The 17433-nt window shown below is 57.4% G+C and carries 15 protein-coding genes; 13 read left to right on the top strand and 2 right to left on the bottom strand.

The genetic code is table 11. The features are described from left to right. Positions 1 to 12 precede the first annotated feature (12 nt). Entirely contained in the window at positions 13 to 363 is a 351-nt protein-coding gene (locus tag MHI24_RS05395; RefSeq protein ID WP_340024546.1) for a hypothetical protein, read from the bottom strand. A 180-nt stretch (positions 364 to 543) separates the two neighbouring features. Then, positions 544 to 1590, bottom strand: a complete 1047-nt coding sequence (locus tag MHI24_RS05390) for a serine hydrolase (RefSeq protein WP_340024545.1) — start codon at positions 1588 to 1590, stop codon at positions 544 to 546. A 242-nt stretch (positions 1591 to 1832) separates the two neighbouring features. Between MHI24_RS05390 and MHI24_RS05385 the strand changes: the two genes are divergently transcribed. From MHI24_RS05385 to MHI24_RS05325, 13 genes are all read left to right on the top strand, one after another. Continuing rightward, the gene (locus MHI24_RS05385; protein ID WP_340024544.1) at positions 1833 to 2783 is read left to right on the top strand and encodes a DUF1177 domain-containing protein; all 951 of its coding nucleotides are present in this window, start codon (positions 1833 to 1835) and stop codon (positions 2781 to 2783) included. 94 nt (positions 2784 to 2877) lie between these two features. Further along, on the top strand, positions 2878 to 3546 hold the full coding sequence (locus MHI24_RS05380; RefSeq protein ID WP_340024543.1) for an AroM family protein: 669 nt from the start codon (positions 2878 to 2880) through the stop codon (positions 3544 to 3546). A gap of 18 nt (positions 3547 to 3564) precedes the next feature. Then, positions 3565 to 4509, top strand: a complete 945-nt coding sequence (locus MHI24_RS05375) for an aminopeptidase (RefSeq protein WP_340024542.1) — start codon at positions 3565 to 3567, stop codon at positions 4507 to 4509. Between the two features lie 43 nt (positions 4510 to 4552). After that, entirely contained in the window at positions 4553 to 5203 is a 651-nt protein-coding gene (locus tag MHI24_RS05370) for an aspartate/glutamate racemase family protein (RefSeq protein WP_340024540.1), read from the top strand. 325 nt (positions 5204 to 5528) lie between these two features. Further along, on the top strand, positions 5529 to 7055 hold the full coding sequence (locus MHI24_RS05365) for a PucR family transcriptional regulator ligand-binding domain-containing protein (RefSeq protein WP_340024538.1): 1527 nt from the start codon (positions 5529 to 5531) through the stop codon (positions 7053 to 7055). A 236-nt stretch (positions 7056 to 7291) separates the two neighbouring features. Next, positions 7292 to 8302, top strand: coding sequence for an ABC transporter permease (locus MHI24_RS05360; protein WP_340024537.1), 1011 nt, complete (start codon positions 7292 to 7294; stop codon positions 8300 to 8302). A gap of 30 nt (positions 8303 to 8332) precedes the next feature. Next, positions 8333 to 9229 carry an ABC transporter permease gene (locus MHI24_RS05355; protein ID WP_340024536.1) on the top strand — a complete coding sequence of 299 codons (897 nt, stop codon included), beginning with the start codon at positions 8333 to 8335 and terminating at the stop codon, positions 9227 to 9229. A gap of 142 nt (positions 9230 to 9371) precedes the next feature. After that, on the top strand, positions 9372 to 10973 hold the full coding sequence (locus MHI24_RS05350) for an ABC transporter substrate-binding protein (protein ID WP_340024534.1): 1602 nt from the start codon (positions 9372 to 9374) through the stop codon (positions 10971 to 10973). 118 nt (positions 10974 to 11091) lie between these two features. Then, positions 11092 to 12372 (top strand): ArgE/DapE family deacylase, encoded by a 1281-nt coding sequence (locus MHI24_RS05345; RefSeq protein ID WP_340024533.1) that lies wholly within the window; start codon positions 11092 to 11094, stop codon positions 12370 to 12372. A 96-nt stretch (positions 12373 to 12468) separates the two neighbouring features. Beyond that, positions 12469 to 13446 carry an ABC transporter ATP-binding protein gene (locus MHI24_RS05340; protein WP_340024532.1) on the top strand — a complete coding sequence of 326 codons (978 nt, stop codon included), beginning with the start codon at positions 12469 to 12471 and terminating at the stop codon, positions 13444 to 13446. Further along, a complete protein-coding gene (locus MHI24_RS05335) occupies positions 13443 to 14405 on the top strand; it encodes a dipeptide ABC transporter ATP-binding protein (protein ID WP_340024531.1) in 963 nt (320 codons plus the stop codon). The genes MHI24_RS05340 and MHI24_RS05335 overlap by 4 nt, the downstream gene beginning before the upstream one ends. A gap of 406 nt (positions 14406 to 14811) precedes the next feature. Then, positions 14812 to 15822, top strand: a complete 1011-nt coding sequence (locus MHI24_RS05330) for an acyltransferase family protein (RefSeq protein ID WP_340024530.1) — start codon at positions 14812 to 14814, stop codon at positions 15820 to 15822. 180 nt (positions 15823 to 16002) lie between these two features. Further along, positions 16003 to 17214: a D-alanyl-D-alanine carboxypeptidase family protein gene (locus MHI24_RS05325; RefSeq protein WP_340024529.1), complete on the top strand. Its 1212-nt coding sequence runs from the start codon at positions 16003 to 16005 to the stop codon at positions 17212 to 17214. Positions 17215 to 17433: the final 219 nt, after the last annotated feature.

Genomic DNA, 17433 nt, shown 5'->3' with positions numbered 1-17433 from the left:
CTACCGTTTAATTTACCGGGCGTCTACGCTGACACCCTCAGGAGCGTGCTCACTCCAGGTCTGTCCGCCGTCTGTAGAGTAGCGGAATTTGCCGCCCTCCTGGTTCACTACTGCGCTAGCGCCATCTAATGCTGCGGCTGCGGCAGCAACGGCAGCATTCACATCGTTAGCCGCATCATAGGGGGGAGTGCTGGCGTTTACGCTATGCTCTCCATGTTTATCCGTTGTGACTTCAACACTGTCCGGAGCGCTTGCCCCGAATGCGGTCAGCGTGCTGACGGATAACACTGCTACTGCGGCCAGTGCAATGGCGGCGGCTTTTCTTTTACCTGTACGACGCGGGTTTGCCCATTTGTCTGTCACTTCGATTACCTCCATGTTCCTGTTATTTTGCAGGCAGCTGCCTTACAACTCCATCATAATGCGCGAACCTTTAGCGAACCTGTAGGTTGAGGCAAATACAGCAATAAGCCTCAGCCGGGGAACCGGACTAAGGCTCTTAAGATCATTCATGGTTATAGGCAGTCCAGCGCGAACATAATGCTACTTCACCGGCAAATTCGGCTCCACGGCTGCCATCATCCGGTAAGCCCCGTTGCTCTGGTTGCAGATCGCGGTACAGGTTAAGCCGCTTCCGGGATAACAGGCGGAATGGAAGCTGATTCCGGGATCGTAGCCCATGATGTGATATTTGTGTATTTTTGGGCCACGGACCTGAATCCAGACGCCATAGCCATAAAAGCTATCCTCACGCTCATGAATATGCGGCGTTAACAACAAGTCCGTTACCGCTGGCGTCAGCAGCTTGTGTTCAAGCAAGCCGCTCCATAGCTTATGCATATCTGCAGCTGTGACATATGCTCCGCCGTCTCCGCCTCCAACCACCGGAATCGAGTAGATGTTGCTGATCTTTTGCCCGCTGTCTCCGTCGATGTATCCTTGTGCAGTATGGGCCGGCAGCGCATCAAGCGCGAAATAACCGGAATCCTTCATCCCGCACGGTTGAAAAATATGCTGCTCTACATACTTAGTAAATGTCTTGCCGCTTATCGCTTCGATGAGCAAGGCGAGCAGGATATAACCGGCATTATTGTAGTGGAAACGCCCGCCGGGAGCGAACTTCATCGGCTGACCGGCGAACAGGGGCAGGAAATCTGCCGGCCGCCGCAGCGTGTACATCGGGGTCTCCTCCCACAGTGAAGCGAAATCATCCATCGTCTCCTCGTCGAAATAATCCGGGATGCCGGAGCTGTGTGTCAGTACCTGATGCACGGTGATCTCAGGGTCGAATAGAGGGAATTCCGCCTTGGGCAGGATGTCCAGTATTTTGGCGTCAAAGGTAAGCCGTCCCTGCTCTACGAGCTGGCAGACCGCAATAGCGGTAAATAATTTGCTGCCGGAAGCGATAGGAAAGCGGGTGTGGAGCTGGTTGAGCCGCAGTTCCGCGATATTGGCCAGCCCGTAAGCTGCTGCTGCCAGGATATGTTCCCGGTCCGCCACTTGTACGACCCCTGAGAACTTTGAACGCTGCGCTTCTTCACTCATCAGCCCGGTTAATTTTTCATTCATAATCTTATGTTCAGGCTTCACCGGTAAGCCACCTCCTGTCTGAAATAACTGCTGGGGTTATGTAATAGTTCGCGTTTTGGGAGAAATAACCTTTATTTACCGGAGATCCGCCGGAAGAGTGCACGCTGCACGTAAGGTTTATCTGCAAAGGACAAGAAAAGCTGTTCAGGTTTGGCAGGGCGGCACATTGTGGACATTTTGCCGGATGAGATAGTATAAATGCAAACATCACAAACATGAGCTTGGACCGGGGAGGAATCAATATGGCACTTCATCAAACAATTACAGTCTTGAATTCACTGGACAGCGCTTATGTCAATGGTGAGCAGGTCAAGCAGTTATTCGCCGCATATCCAGCGGTTAAGGTTGAGGTACAGAAGGTAGAAGGGGAGAAGGGCAGCACAGAATTCGTCAAAATCTCGATTCCAGGCAGCAGCGGCAAGCTGGGGGGCGGATCTGCACCTACATTCGGCATTGTCGGACGGCTTGGCGGGATCGGGGCGCGCCCCAGCCGGGTCGGTATCGTCTCTGATGCGGACGGTGCAGTAGCAGCTATCGCTTCAGCGCTCAAGCTGGCGGACATGCAGCTCAAAGGGGATATTCTGAAGGGGGATGTGCTGGTCACGACTCATATTTGCCCGGATGCTCCGACCCTGCCGCATGAGCCGGTGGATTTCATGGATTCCCCTGTGGACATTCTGCAGATGAATGAGCATGAGGTGCTGCCGGAGATGGAAGCGGTTCTCTCCATTGATACCACCAAAGGCAACCGCGTGGTGAACCACAAAGGGATCGCAATCTCTCCGACCGTCAAAGAAGGATACATTCTGCGGGTCAGCGAAGATTTGCTGCGCATTAAGGAAATGACAACGGGGCAGTATCCGGTGACTTTTCCGGTGACTACGCAGGATATTACGCCTTACGGCAACGGGCTGTATCATATCAATTCGATCCTTCAGCCTGCCGTTGCGACCTCTGCGCCGGTGGTGGGGCTGGCGATCACGGCCCAGTCGATGGTTCCGGGCTGCGGAACGGGTGCCAGCCATGAAGTAGATATCGCCCAGGCGGTGCGCTTCGCCATCGAGACAGCCAAGGAATTCACACAAGGAACCTGCTCCTTCTATGACGAAGCAGAATTCTCGCACATTAACGGCTTATACGGTTCAATGAAGGTGCTGCAGACGATGGGCAATCCTGCGGTCCTCTCGCAATAACAGAATAATGGCATGGCAGGCAGGCGCTGAGCTTCAATCAGCGCCTGCTCTGCTAGACATCCCGGGGTATCCCATAGCGTCTGGAGGGACAGGAATGAAGAACATCGGACTAATTACGATTGGACAAGCGCCGCGCAGCGATGTGGCGCCGATTCTTGAGAAGTACCTTGAGGGCAAAACCGGGCTGGTGCAGTCCGGGGTGCTGGACGGCTTCACGGCAGATCAGGTGAGGGCACAATTCAGTCCCGGCCCGGGTGAATATGTGCTGACCACCCGGATGACGGATGGAACAGCCGTAGTCATCTCCCGCGAGCGGATACAATCCGTTCTCCAAGGGAAGCTTGATGCTATGGAAGCCGCAGGCATCCGCACGATTCTGCTGGCCTGCACCGGAGTGTTCCCGGGGCTGCATACCTCATCTGCCCATCTGATTGAACCGGACCGGATGATTCCTCCGGTGGTCCGGGCGATGCTGGACGGACGCCGCCTGGGACTGATCGGCCCGCTGCCGGAGCAGGAAGAGGCGATGAATGAGAAATTCGCCGGCGGGGGGAAGCGGATACCGTTCGCAGCGGCCTCGCCTTATACCGGGACGGAGGCGGATTTCCGTGCTGCTGCGGAGCGTCTGCGGGACCAGGCGGATGTGATCGTGCTTGACTGTATGGGATATGTGGAGCAGCATAGAGAGTGGGCGGCCTCCGCAGGAGTGCCCGCCGTGCTGTCTAATGCCCTGATGGGCAAGCTGATTGCAGAAATGGTGTAAATCCGGGAGGAAATGAAGATGAGTGAAGCAAGAATAGCAATTAGTATGAACGTTCTTAAGGATTGTCTGGCGCTTGCCGGCGGAGAACTGCTGGCTGTAGTGGCTGATGATGATAAGCGGGAGCTGGCGGAATCGGTCTATGAGGCCGGCAAGCGGCTGGGCGCGGAGGCCATGCTGCTGGTGATGCAGCCGCGCAGCAAGTCGGGTGAAGAGCCTCCGGCCCCTGTTGCGGAAGCGATGGCGAAGGCGAATGTGGCGGTGTGCATTACGACACATTCGATGACGCATACCGCAGCTCGCAAACAGGCCGCAGCAGCGGGAACCCGGGTAGCCACCATGCCGGGGATCACGGATGATATGTTCAGCCATGGGGCGATCACAGCGGACTATGCCCAGGTAAAAGCGTTGACCGAGCAGGTTGCGGCGCTGCTGTCGGCGGGCAGACGGGTACGCGTGGAGAAGGACGGGCTTGCGCTCAGCTTCTCCATTGAGAGCCGTGAGGGCATCCTCAGTACCGGACTGTACCTGAATCCGGGTGAATCGGGTAACCTGCCTTCAGGTGAGGCGTATATTGCCCCTCTGGAGGGCACGGCTGACGGCCAGATCAAGGTGGACGGCTCGATTGCCGGGATAGGAGCCTTGGACAGCCCGATGGTGCTGACGGTGGAGCAGGGACGGCTGGTCGCTGCCGATGGTGAGCATGGCGCTAAGCTGCTGGACATGCTGGGAGCAGGCGACGGCCGGCTGCTGGGCGAGTTCGGCATTGGGACGAATAACAAGGCCAGAATTACAGGTGTGGTGCTGGAGGACGAGAAGGTGTACGGCACGATTCATGTGGCTTTTGGCAGCAATAATACGTTCGGCGGGGTAGTCGCGGCAGGCGTACATATTGACGCTGTGGTGATGAAGCCGGATGTGTATATCGACGATAAGCTGATTATGCGTGCCGGGGAATTGCTCTAAGCGAAGCCAAGGCAGCGATATTAGGGGCGAGGAGGAGACAGGGATGCTTGGAATCATACGTGTCATCACATTGCAGGACAGCACAGGCCTGAAATTGCATGGAGATCTAATCGGGCAGCGGTATGGTCTGCCGGTGATGAGCCGCTCCATCCCGGATCAGCCCCGGGGAGTGTTCAATGACGAGACGGAGGCAGAATCTATTCCGAAGATTATCGCGCTTGCCCGGGAGCTGGAGCAGCAGGGCTGCACGGCCATCGGCATCAGCTGTGCCGCCGATCCGGCATTGGCGGAGTGCAGGGAAGCGGTGGGGATTCCTGTTCTGGGGGCAGGCTCCTGTGCAGCCCATATGGCGATGGCCTACAGCAGCCGGGTGGGCGTGCTGACCATTCTGGAGGAGGTCCCGCCGCTGATCCGCGGCATTCTCGGTGAGGCCTACATCGGCATGGACCGCCCCGATGGCGTGACGACCACGCTGGATCTGGGCACGCCTGAAGGACGGGCAGGCGCACTGGCCGGAGCCGCCCGGCTGGTGGAGCGCGGGGCGGAAGTCCTGGTGCTGGCCTGCACCGGCTTCGCCACAATCGGGCTGGCCGCAGAGCTGGAAGAACAGCTGGGCATCCGCGCGTTCGACCCGATCCTCTGCCTCGGGGCGGCAGCCTCTGCCACGGCGGCGGGTGCGGCGCGGAGGGTGTAGGCGCAGGTTCACGGCGGAAGCCTAAGCACCGAAGCACAGCCCGGCGGCTATCTTTACGCCACCCTTTTAAGCGTTCCTTTTGGCTTAGGCCGGAGGAACGCTTTTTTTGGCGATTAGGAGTTTATGAGGTTGGGGAAAAACATTACCAATTTCTACCTAATACGCTTTCACACCGAAAATATGCCGTAAATGGATATCTATTTCCTGTGGCTCGGCGGAAATCTCTGATACACTAGCTGGAACACACATGTAGGCTGGCGGCATGCATGTGGCATATTTCAGGAAAAACAATCTAATACTGAAGACAGCAGAGGGAGGCGGAACGTTGAATACACGAGGAATGACGCTACGGGAGCTGATGCAGCTTCCGGTTCTTGGCAAAGCGAAGGTCATCAGCGGCGAACAGGGGCTGGACCGGGTGGTCCGGTTCGTCGATATTATGGAGGTGCCCGATCTGAAGGGCTGGATCAGCGAAGGGGTCATGCTGCTGACCACCGCCTATTCGATCCGCCATGATCCTTCGCTGCTGACCGAGCTGATCTATACGCTCGACAATCTGGGCGCGGCCGCGCTGGCGATCAAGCCGGCCCGCTTCCTGAAGGAGATTCCGCAAGGGGCAATCGAGGCCAGCAATGCCTGCGGCTTGCCGATTGTGGAGATCCCGCCGGAAATTCCTTATACGGACATCACCCAGCCGGTGATGGAGCTGCTGCTCGGGCGGCAGGCGATGCTGCTGCGGCGGGCGGAGGAGGTCTACCGCACGCTGACCACCATGGTGCTGGAGAACAGCGGTATCCAGGCCGTCAGCGACAGCGTGGCCGAGTTCCTCAAGGCTCCGGTGGCACTGGTGGATACGGAGCGGAAGATTATCGTATCCTCTCCGGCAGATTATGACTGGACACGGAGTGAATCGCCGCTGAACTGGAACATTCATGTGGACCGCCGGACGGTCGCCCGGCTGCTGGTGGACAAGGAGCAGCTTGATGATATGGAAGAGGTCGGTATCGAGCAGGCACGGCTCGTCTTCGCCCTGGAGCTGATGCGGCGCAAGGTGGCCGAGGACACCGAATTCCGGCTGCGCGGCAACTTCATCGATGAGCTGATGACGCCGCCGCTGCCGTCGAAGCATGAGGTGCAGCGGCGGGCGCGCCAGCTCGGGATGAACCCGGAGCATAAGTGGGAGGTGGCCGTCATTGAAGGCGAGACCGCGCCGAGCGAGGAGACGGTGAACCGGCTGCTGGAGCGGGAAGCGAAAAGACGCGGCGTTACACCGCACGTGGAATACCGCTCCAGCCGGGCGGTGCTGTTCCTGCCTACCCAGGAGGGGCGCAGGTTCACGCCGGGCGGCGACGCCGAGGAGCAGTGGGAGCAGACGCTGGCCGGCTGGCTGCAGGACAAAGGCGAGGGCTTAAGCGGCTACCGCTGCGGCATCGGAACCCCGGAATACCTGTGGGATATCTACACCAGTTATAACGAAGCGCGCAAGGCGCTGTCGATCTCCAGAAGGCTCGGGCAGAGCCCCGGCGTAATCACCCGCTATGAAGACATGGAGGTCTACCACCTGCTGGAGGGACTGGACGGCCCCGGGTTCGGGCGGCTGTTCGAGCGCAAGCTGGGCAAGCTGCTGCACTATGACCAGGAGCATGACAGCAATATGCTGCTGACCTTCTATCATTATCTGGAGTGCCGCGGCAGCCTGATCGAGACGGCGAACAGCCTCTACATCCACCGCAATTCCGTCAAATACCGGCTGGAGCGGATCAGGGATATTACCGGCTTTGATCTGAATGATCCGCGCGAGCAGTTCGTCTGCCATTTGTGCCTGATCTACTACTACCTCCAGGAAAAATAGGACGGGTTGGAAGTTTTGTGGAAGTCATGTAAGCAAAGATAACATTCATAGGGGCGGATAGTGCACAACCGACAAACGGTTGTGCTTTTTTTTAGCTGAACGGGACGTAGAGGGCTGGTGAAATTGACTGTAGAATTAGCTCAATACTTTAATAAGACAAAGGATTCACGCAGGACCTGACATGAGTAGAGACATTCGGCCGTAAGAGGCACAGAAGCTGTAAGGGGGTTGATTCATTGTTTGCTTATACACTAAAACGGCTTGTGCAGATGATTCCGGCCTTGCTCGGCATTATCGTGATCACCTTCATCCTGTCAAGAGTGCTGCCGGGCGACCCGGCGATTATGCTGGCCGGCGAACAGGCACCGGAGGAGGTTGTGAACAAAATCCGTCAGGATATGGGGCTGGACAAGGCCCTGTATATTCAGTTCTTCGCCTATATCGGGCAACTGCTGCGGGGCGATATCGGTTATGCCTATCATACCGGGCATTCGGTGGCGAGCGATCTGGCCTCGCGCTTCCCGGCTACGATCGAGCTGACCCTGGCCAGCATTCTGATCGCGGTGCTGGTAGCGATCCCGGTCGGCATTATTGCCGCCACCCGCAAGGAGTCGATTCTTGACCATATCTCCCGGGTGTTCTCGCTGATCGGAGCCTGTGTCCCCATCTTCTGGCTCGGTCTGATGTTCATTTACGTGTTCTACTCCATTCTGGGGTGGGCACCGGCACCGATGGGCCGGATCAGCGGGGATCTGAACCCGCCGGTGCATATTACCGGGCTGTACGTGCTGGACAGCCTGCTCTCCGCCGATACCGCCGCACTCAAGAGCAGCCTCGCCCATCTGCTGCTTCCGGCGCTCTGTCTCAGTACCGGCACGATGGCGATCGTTGCCCGGATGACACGCTCCAGTATGCTGGAGGTTGTGGACCAGGACTTCGTCCGCACCGCCCGGGCCAAAGGGCTGCGGGAATCCGCTATTATCTGCAAGCACGCGCTGGTCAATGCATTAATTCCGACACTGACTGTGCTGGGCCTGCAATTCGGCTTCCTGATGGGCGGCGCGGTCATTACGGAGACGCTGTTCTCCTGGCCGGGCATCGGCGGTTATGTCACCGACTCGATACTGGCTGCGGATTATGCGCCAATCCAGGCATTTACCTTAGTCAGCGCTGTGCTCTACTGCGGAATTAACCTGGCGGTAGACCTGATCTACGGCCTGATCGATCCGAGAATCCGCTATGAATAGAACAGCTTGTGTGAGAGGAGGAGATTGCTTGTGAGTACTGCAGCACATTCAGCACAGGGCAGCCCGGTGAAGCCGGTACAGGCGAAGCCCAGGACGATCTGGTCCCTGCTGCTGCACAACCGCCTGGCAGCCATCGGGCTGACCTTCATCCTGATCTGGACCGTGGTTGCGATCTTCGCCCCGTGGCTGGCCCCGCATGATCCATACGTTACGGATATGGCGAGCAAGCTGCAGGCGCCTTCCGGCAGCCACTGGTTCGGCACCGATAACTTCGGCCGGGATATTCTCAGCCGGGTTCTGTACGGCGCACGGATCAGCATCTGGACCGGCCTGATCGCCGTCTCCATATCCTTCCTGATCGGGGTGCCGCTGGGCGGGATTGCCGCCTACTACGGCGGACGCACCGGAACCATCATCATGCGGTTCATGGATATCCTGCTGTCCTTCCCGTCACTGGTATTGTCGATGGCCATTGCCGCCTCAATCGGGGCCGGGCTGAGCAGTGCGATGATCGCCGTCGGCATTGTCGGCATTCCCGAATTCGCCCGGCTGATGTTCGGGCAGACGGTCTCGCTGCGGGAGAAGGAATATATTGAAGCCAGCCGGGCGATCGGCGTGAAGAATACAGTGATTCTGTACCGCCACATTCTGCCCAATGCGCTTGCCCCGCTCCTGGTGCAGGCGACGCTCGGGATGGGCTTTGCCATCCTGACCGCTTCCAGCTTAAGCTTCCTGGGGCTTGGAGTAAGACCTCCGGTTGCCGAATGGGGCGCGATGATCTCGGAAGGCCGGGAATATATCATTTCCGGGCAATGGTGGCTGGTTACTTTTCCCGGGCTGGGCATTGCCACTTCCATCTTAGGCTTCAACCTGCTCGGAGACGGTTTCCGGGATGTGCTTGACCCGCGGTTGCGTTCGGGCAAATGAGGCAGGGCCGGGGATTCTCCCAAGGGCCGCACCGTTCCCGATCTAGATAGATCACGACCCGCCGGAGCTTCAGCGGCAGAGAGGATCACAGCAGCACCATTGTTGTTACGCAGGCAGGATATAGAAAAGGGAGGAATTATTGATGAAAAGAGTTAAGCTGTTGTCCACACTCGTCGCTTTTTCAATCATGCTTGCCGGCTGCGCCAGCAGCGCCAATCCGAAGACCCCGGCTGCCACACCGGCAGAGACAGGAAGCACCGCTACGGCGGCTCCGGTCCAGAAGAACCTGACGGTTGCCTATTCCGAGGGCGGCACCACGCTTGATCCGGCAGAAGCCAACGATTTGACCTCAGATACGCTCGTGCTGGCCGCTTATGATCAGCTGGTTACCTACGGCGTCAAGACAGAGAATGGTGCAAGCATTGCCGACACCGAGGATATTAAGCCGATGCTGGCCGAGAGCTGGGAAGTGAACGCCGACAACACGGTGTACACGTTCAAGCTGAAGTCCGGCGTAACCTTCCAGAGCGGCAATCCGGTGGATGCTGAGGCGGTGGCGTACTCTTTTGACCGGGTGGCGAAATCCAGCTCCGGCAGCTTCCTCTACGGCATGGCCTCCATTAAATCCGTAGCGGTAAAAGATTCTTCGACCGTTGAAGTGACCCTGACGGGTGCTAACCATAACTTCCTGCAGATTCTCGCTATGTACACCTTCTCCATCGTGGACCAGAAAAAGGTCGAGGCTGAGGGTGCCGATTATTTGAAGACAAATGCCGCCGGCTCCGGCCCGTTCACACTGACGAAGTGGGACCCGGCAACGGAAGCGGTGTTCACCGCCAACCAGAACTACTGGCAGGGTGCGCCAAGCCTGGGCAAGGTCACGCTGAAATTCACCAAGGAAGCCTCCAACCGCGTGCTGCTGCTGGATAAAGGCGATGTCGATATGGCGATTGAGATTCCTCCGAAGGATGTTTCCTCGCTGGAGAAGAATACTGCACTGACCGTGGCCTCCAATGCGAGCAACCGGATTCTTTTCTTCGGGATGAATAACAAGGTTAAGCCATTCGATAATGTAAAAGTCCGTCAGGCGATCAACTATGCGATTCCTTACGATCAGCTGCTGAGCGGGGTGATGTACGGCCAGGCCAAGCAGATGAAGAGTGCAGTAGCCAGCAACACGCCGGGCTTCACCGATGCAGGTTATGTTTACGAGCACAATCTGGACAAAGCCAAGGAGCTGCTGAAGGAAGCTGGCTATGAAAATGGGTTCACCTTCGACTTCACACTCGGCTCCGGCTTCGATGACTGGGAGGACGATGCGGTGCTGATCCAGGCCGAACTGGCCAAAATCGGCGTCACGATGAAGATCAACAAGCTGGCCCGCGCCCAGTTCCTGGAGCAGCAGAAGACCAATAATCTGACCTCCTATATCTCGAAATGGACATCATTCGTCAATGATCCCGGCTATCACCTCGGCTTCCTGCTGTACGGCAAGGGCTCTTCCAACTACATCAACTACCAGAATGCCGAAGTAGACAAGCTGTGGGAGCAGGCGAACACCGAAACAGATACAGCGAAGCGCAATGAGCTGTACAAAAAAGCACAGGAAATCATCACCACCGAAGCACCTTGGGCGTACCTGTACGAATACAACCGCATTGTTGGCATGAGCAACAAGATCAGCGGCTATGCGTTCTACCCGGATGAAGTCATCCGCTTCTATCCGTTGTCAATTACAGAATAAGCATTTTGGCTAAAAGAGAGCGGACAGGCCCCTGGCTTGTCCCTCTTTGCACAAATTCACAGGACCCCGTACCTGCCCTAAGGCAGGCCGGCGGGGCCGCAAAGGAGAAGTCGGAACCATGACGGACTGGAGAAGCAAGGTGCTGGATGCGATCGACGCCGGAACAGAGGAGTTGCTGGAGCTGTGCTCCCAGCTGATCCGTTTCCCTTCGGAGAATCCGCCGGGCGATTCGCGGGAGATCAGCGCTTTCATTATTAATTATCTGAAGGAAGCGGGGATCGACACTTCGATCTATCCGGCAACCGAGACGATGTTCAACCTTGTATCGACCTTTGAGGCAGGGGCGGAAGAGCGCACCGGCAAAAAACTGATCTACTGCGGACATACCGATGTCGTTCCGGCGGGAGACCGCTCGCGCTGGGACTTTGATCCGTTCTGCGGCGATATCGTGGACGGCTACCTGTTGGGCCGGGGGGCATCTGACATGAAGGCTGGCCTGGCCGGGTTAATCTACGTCACTGCGCTGATGTCGAAGCTGGGCGTGCCGCTGAAGGGCGACCTGTCCCTGCTGATCGTACCCGATGAAGAGACGGGCGGCCATCTGGGCGTGCCCTGGGTGCTGGAGCGCGGGCTGATTACCGGAACCGCTGCGGTGATTGCCGAGCCTTCCGGCCCGCTGAACCCGACCATCGGGCAAAAGGGCAGCTGCTGGTTTGAATTCACTGTGGAAGGGACACCGGGCCACGGCAGCCTCGCGCCGGTTGTCGGCGACAGCGCCATTGTTAAGGCGGCCAAGGGGATTGAAGCGCTGCAGCGGCTGTGGGACATCAAGGTTGAAGTGCCGGAGGAGGTGCGGGAGATCATCCGGATCTCGCAGGATTATGTGAAGGAGCGTGAAGATGACGGCTCCGTGGCCTATCAGGTGTTCGACCATGTAACAGTGAACATTGGAACGATCCAGGGCGGAACCAAAGTGAATGTGGTAGCGGACCGCTGCACCATTCAGGTCGATTCCCGGGTGCCGTTCGGGGTGGATTACCTCGATGTGCTGGACCGTGCCCGCTCCCTGCTTCTGGAAGCAGGCATTGAGTCTGAAGTGAAGGGCTTCGGCTTCCAGGGCAACGCCAACTGGACCTCTAATGAGGAGCCGGTGGTCAAGGATCTGGTGGAGAGTATCTGCGAGGTCAGCGGGGAAGAGGCATACGGGGTGCTGCAATGGGCCTCCAGCGATGCCCGCCATTTCCGGACGCATAACATTCCTGTGCTGCAATACGGCCCGGCCGAGCTGTCCACGATTCATAACTTTAATGAAAAAGCTCCCGTCTGGCAGATCATCCAGTGTGCGAAGGTCTATGCCTTGACGGCGCTGAAATATTTGGGCGTGGAAGAAGAGAAATAAGAAGAGAAATAATTAGTTGGGGCCCCCGCAAAGTACCTGAGTAAACATCGAAGCAAAACATCACTTTGTGGGGAGTTTTTTGGAGGAGGGGTAATCATGACAGAACTGCTGGAGGTATCAGGGCTATGCACTGAATTTCAGACAGCGGCGGGGACCATCCGTGCGGTGGACGGCATCAGTCTGTCAGTGCGCAAAGGCGAGACACTCGGGATTGTCGGTGAATCCGGCTGCGGCAAAAGCATCACCTCCCTCTCCATCATGCAGCTGCTGCCCAAACGGATCAGCCGGATTGCCTCCGGCCAGATCCGCTTTGAAGGCAAGGATATGCTGAAGATGCCGATGAATGAGGTGCGGAGCATCCGGGGTAACCGGATTGCAATGATCTTTCAGGAGCCGATGACCTCACTCAATCCGGTGTTCAAGATCGGCCGCCAGATCTCCGAATCGGCGCGCTACCATATGAAGCTGAGCAGGAAGGAAGCCGATGCCCGGGCGGTGGAGATGCTCCGCAAGGTCGGCATTCCCCGCCCCGAGAAGATTGCGCAGCAGTATGCCCATCAGCTCTCCGGCGGAATGCGGCAGCGGGTGATGATCGCGATGGCGATGGTCTGTAATCCCCAACTGCTCATAGCTGATGAGCCAACCACGGCGCTGGATGTAACCATTCAGGCGCAGATTCTCGATCTGATGCGGGAGCTGCAAAAGAACGAAGGCATGTCGATCCTCATGATTACGCATGATCTGGGCGTCGTCGCCGAGATGTGTGACCGGGTCGTTATCATGTATGCCGGCCAGATTGTCGAGGAGACCGATGTGGCTACCCTGTACAGCCAGCCGCTGCATCCGTATACGCAAGGGCTGCTGGCTTCCCTGCCTCAGCTTGCCGGGGATGAGGAACGGCTGCGCTCAATTCCGGGTCAGGTGCCGAATCCGGCGAACCTGCCGGCCGGCTGCCGGTTCGCGCCGCGCTGCCCGGTGGCGGTGGACCGCTGCCGCGAGCAGCAGCCTGAGCTGCTGGAAGTGCAGCCGGGCCATACGTGCCGCTGTATTCTGCAGCAGGAGGGGGTACTATGACGACATTACTTGAAGTCCGCAATCTTAAAAAGCACTATCCGATCCGCAAAGGCTTCTTCGCCAAGCAGGTCGGCGCTGTCAAAGCGGTGGACGGGATCACCTTATCCGTGGAGCAGGGGGAGACGCTGGCGGTGGTCGGCGAATCCGGCTGCGGCAAATCGACCACCGGCCGGGCCATCCTGCGGCTGATCGAGCCGACGGACGGCGAGATCAGGTTCGGGGGCACGGATGTACGGGCCCTGAATCCTGAGCAGCTCCGCAAGTTCCGTACCGATATGCAAATGGTGTTCCAGGACCCGTACGCCTCGCTCGATCCCCGCTGGACGGTTCAGCGCATTCTGGAGGAGCCGCTTCGGACCCATGGCTCCGCTCCAGCAGGCGAGCTAAAAAGCCGGGTTGAGCAGCTAATGGAGGTAGTGGGCTTATCCCCCTATCAGGCCCACCGCTATCCCCATGAATTCTCCGGAGGACAGCGCCAGCGGGTCGGGATCGCCCGTGCGCTTGCGCTGAATCCGAAGTTCATTGTCTGCGATGAGCCGGTATCCGCGCTGGATGTCTCCATTCAGGCCCAGGTGCTGAACCTGATGCAGGATCTGCAGGAGCAATACGGCCTGACGTATATGTTCATCTCTCACGACCTGTCGGTCGTGAAGTTCATCAGCGACCGCGTGGCGGTGATGTACCTGGGGCGGATTGTGGAGCTGGCCCCGACCAAGGAGCTGTTCGCGAAGCCGCTGCATCCGTATACGCAGGCGCTGATGTCCGCTGTACCGGTCCCGAATCCGGGGCTGAAGAAGGAGCGCATCGTCCTGACCGGAGATGTGCCGAACCCAGAGACTCCGCCCTCCGGCTGCGCCTTTCACCCCCGCTGTCCTTATGCGGTGGACCGCTGCCGGACGGAGACACCGGAGCTGCGTGAGGTGGATTCGGGCCATCAGGCAGCCTGCCACCTGGTATAAATATAGCAACAGCAAGAGAGGGCCATCCGCCAGCGGGTGGCCCTTACGCTGTCTGCCAGGCTACTAGTGCCACTCCACACTCCCGGCTCTCACTTCTCAAATGTAATCGAAAAACCGATCACATTCGCGTCCCGTCTCCCTGCATCCCCACGCCTAGCCAGCGACCTTTCCATTACCCGCTATCTCCCCGCTCTGACGCCCGACTTTAGCCCTATTTAAGCCCCACCGGGGCCGAAAGGAGCGCTCTAGGAAGATCGGCTTATTTTTGCAGCGGATTTCCCGTTGTTAAGAGAATTGTGTTTCAGAAATTCGGCTGAAAAATTTCATTAAAATTTGAAAAGAAACAGCGGCGCTTTTATAATTATATTAAATTACTGCTGATAATGGGAGGAGATGGAAGGGAACAGTGAATAAACCGCGTGAATTATGGATTGATGCCGCCAAGGGATTCAGTATTATTTTTGTGGTCATGGGCCATTCCGGCGATGCTGCAGCGAATCATTATCTATCGTGGTTCCGGATGCCGCTCTTCTTCATCCTTAGCGGACTGGTCTTCAAGCCCGTGGAGCCCGGCCGGTATCTGCAATGGGCGCTGAAGCGCACCCGGGGGCTGATGACACCCTACTTCGCCTATGGACTGCTAATTGCGGCGGTGCTGCTGCTGTTCACCCTGAATGTAAAAGGCTTCGCCGAGAATATAGCCAGGCTGTTATACGGCGGCATGACGCTGACCGGACCTTACGGGGTGTTCTGGTTCATCACCTGCCTGCTGTTCACTCAATTGCTGTTCGGATACATCATCCGGTATTCCCGCCGCACGCAAATTCTCCTGATCGTCTCCGCTTATCTGCTGTCGCATCTCATCTCACTGACCGTCCTCCGAACGTTCAATATGCCCTGGAATGCCGACGTATCCCTGCTGGCCGTCACGTATTATGCCATTGGCTTCTACGGTAAAACCCTGATCCCTGCGCTGCTCCGCCGCTATTGGGCGCTGCCGCTGCTGCTTCCGTTATCCGGGCTGGTGCTGCTGCTGGAGCGGCAAGGAATCATCCATTACAGCCTGAATATGAAATACAAGGAGTATGACGCGCTGGTGCTGGACCTGGCGGTTCCGCTGATGATCTCCCTGACGATCTGCGCCGCAGTCTACCAGCTCTCGAAGCTGGTGCCGCTGGACTGGATGGGGGCGCTGGGGCGCAACTCCATTGCCATCATGTACCTGCATCTGCCGCTGAACTACGGGCTTAAGTACCTGCTCGGTACAGATTACGGGTTGGTGCCCTTTACACTCGTTGGTGTCGCCGTTCCGCTGTTCGCAGCCATGTGGGCCATGCGCTCCCCTGTGTTGTCCAGGCTCTATCTGGGGCATGGCGGCCGCAGCCGTCCAGTTGTCAATGCGGGCAGTGTACGATAGCGGGCAGAGCAACTCATAGTCATAATAAGCAGATTGAAGCAGGCTTCCTCATCAATTGTCGCTCGGGACAAGGGGAAGCTTGTTTTTTGTTGATCCCCAATGGAATAATTCCCTGCCTTTTGGACGAAACTGGAACACAGTACCTGTGAAATGAAGGTTAAGTTCAGGAGGGGAACCATTGTGAGGAAAATTCGTTATGTTACGCTTGCGCTGTGCATCGCCGTATCGGTTCTGGGAGGGGCAACAGGCGCCTTCGCCGAGGAAAAAGCCAAAGGCAACGCGGGTTCCGGCTCCGCCGGAGGAGCTTCTGCCGCTGATCTGGCCCCTGGAGCACGCTCTGCCATTCTCATGGATGCCAGTACAGGCACGGTTATCTACCAGAAGAATAGCCATGATAAGCTTCCGCCGGCCAGTATTACCAAGATTATGACTATGCTGCTGACGGTGGAGGCACTGGATGAAGGACGGCTGCAGCTAACCGACAAGGTGCGGACCAGCGAGTATGCCGCATCGATGGGCGGTTCACAGATTTTTCTGGAGCCGGGTGAGGAAATGACGGTGGACGATATGCTAAAAGGTATCGCGATGGCCTCCGGCAATGACGCTTCTGTAGCCATGGCAGAGAAAATTGCCGGCTCGGAGAGCGCGTTCGTGGACCTGATGAACGAGAAGGCGAAGGAGCTGGGCCTGAAGGATACGCATTTTGCTAATTGCAACGGGCTGCCGGCAGCGAACCATTATTCCTCCGCGCATGATATTGCTGTCATCAGCCGGGAGCTGCTGAAGCATGAGCAGATTATCAAATACACCGGCTCCTACCAGGATTATCTGCGCAAGGATTCGCCCAAGCCGTTCTGGCTGGTGAATACGAACAAGCTGGTGCGCTTCTATACGGGGGCTGACGGCCTCAAGACCGGCTACACCTCGGAAGCGAAGTTTTGCCTGTCCGCTACGGCGTCGAGAGACGGCCTGCGTGCGGTAGCGGTGGTGCTGGGCGAGCCGAACACCAAGACGCGTAACAGCGAAGTGTCGGCGATGTTCGACTACCTGTTTTCCCAGTACAAATTGCATACGATTCACAAAGCAGGCGATACGATCGGCACCGTACGAGTAGAGAAGGGCGTCAAGAGCCAGCTGCCGCTGGTTGCAGAGGAGGACTACAGTATCCTGCTCCGTAAAGGAGTGACCCAGGAAGGAATCCGCCATGAGCTGGTGCTGAATGAGCATGTGAAGGCGCCGGTGGCTGAAGGCCAGACGGTCGGCAAGCTGGTGGTGTACCAGGGGAACGACATGCTGAAGGAATACGAGCTGAAGGCAGGCGAGAATATCGCCAAGGCCGGCTGGTGGAAGTTGTTCAAGCGGGCTACAGGCTCAATGTTTACGAAGGATTAAGCGGCGGCCGGTGCGTTGCCGTCCCTGAAAGGACGGGAATGCTGTTTCCACTTATTTGTTCCTTTTTGTAGAGTGCTTCTGTGTTTTATGTAGGTTATTAGGGGTTTTCTTCTAGTTTTGTCGTGAGGCAGGAATCCTCATTTGCGGTGTAGAAACCTTGTCCCTGTAGGGGAAAGTTATGAAGTTACAGGGCGGTTGACCCAGCAACGAAGAGGAGAG

Source organism: Paenibacillus sp. FSL K6-1096, assembly GCF_037977055.1.
In the GTDB taxonomy this organism is placed as follows: Bacteria; Bacillota; Bacilli; order Paenibacillales; family Paenibacillaceae; genus Paenibacillus_AQ.
The sequence above is the reverse complement of the archived record's forward strand: the minus strand, read 5'-3'. Positions and strand labels throughout refer to the sequence as shown.

Coding starts and splice junctions, on each gene's coding strand:
- MHI24_RS05335 (WP_340024531.1), top strand. CDS start 13,443: ATGACGACATTACTTGAAGTCCGCAATCTTAAAAAGCACTATCCGATC.
- MHI24_RS05340 (WP_340024532.1), top strand. CDS start 12,469: ATGACAGAACTGCTGGAGGTATCAGGGCTATGCACTGAATTTCAGACA.
- MHI24_RS05385 (WP_340024544.1), top strand. CDS start 1,833: ATGGCACTTCATCAAACAATTACAGTCTTGAATTCACTGGACAGCGCT.
- MHI24_RS05350 (WP_340024534.1), top strand. CDS start 9,372: ATGAAAAGAGTTAAGCTGTTGTCCACACTCGTCGCTTTTTCAATCATG.
- MHI24_RS05370 (WP_340024540.1), top strand. CDS start 4,553: ATGCTTGGAATCATACGTGTCATCACATTGCAGGACAGCACAGGCCTG.
- MHI24_RS05375 (WP_340024542.1), top strand. CDS start 3,565: ATGAGTGAAGCAAGAATAGCAATTAGTATGAACGTTCTTAAGGATTGT.
- MHI24_RS05345 (WP_340024533.1), top strand. CDS start 11,092: ATGACGGACTGGAGAAGCAAGGTGCTGGATGCGATCGACGCCGGAACA.
- MHI24_RS05380 (WP_340024543.1), top strand. CDS start 2,878: ATGAAGAACATCGGACTAATTACGATTGGACAAGCGCCGCGCAGCGAT.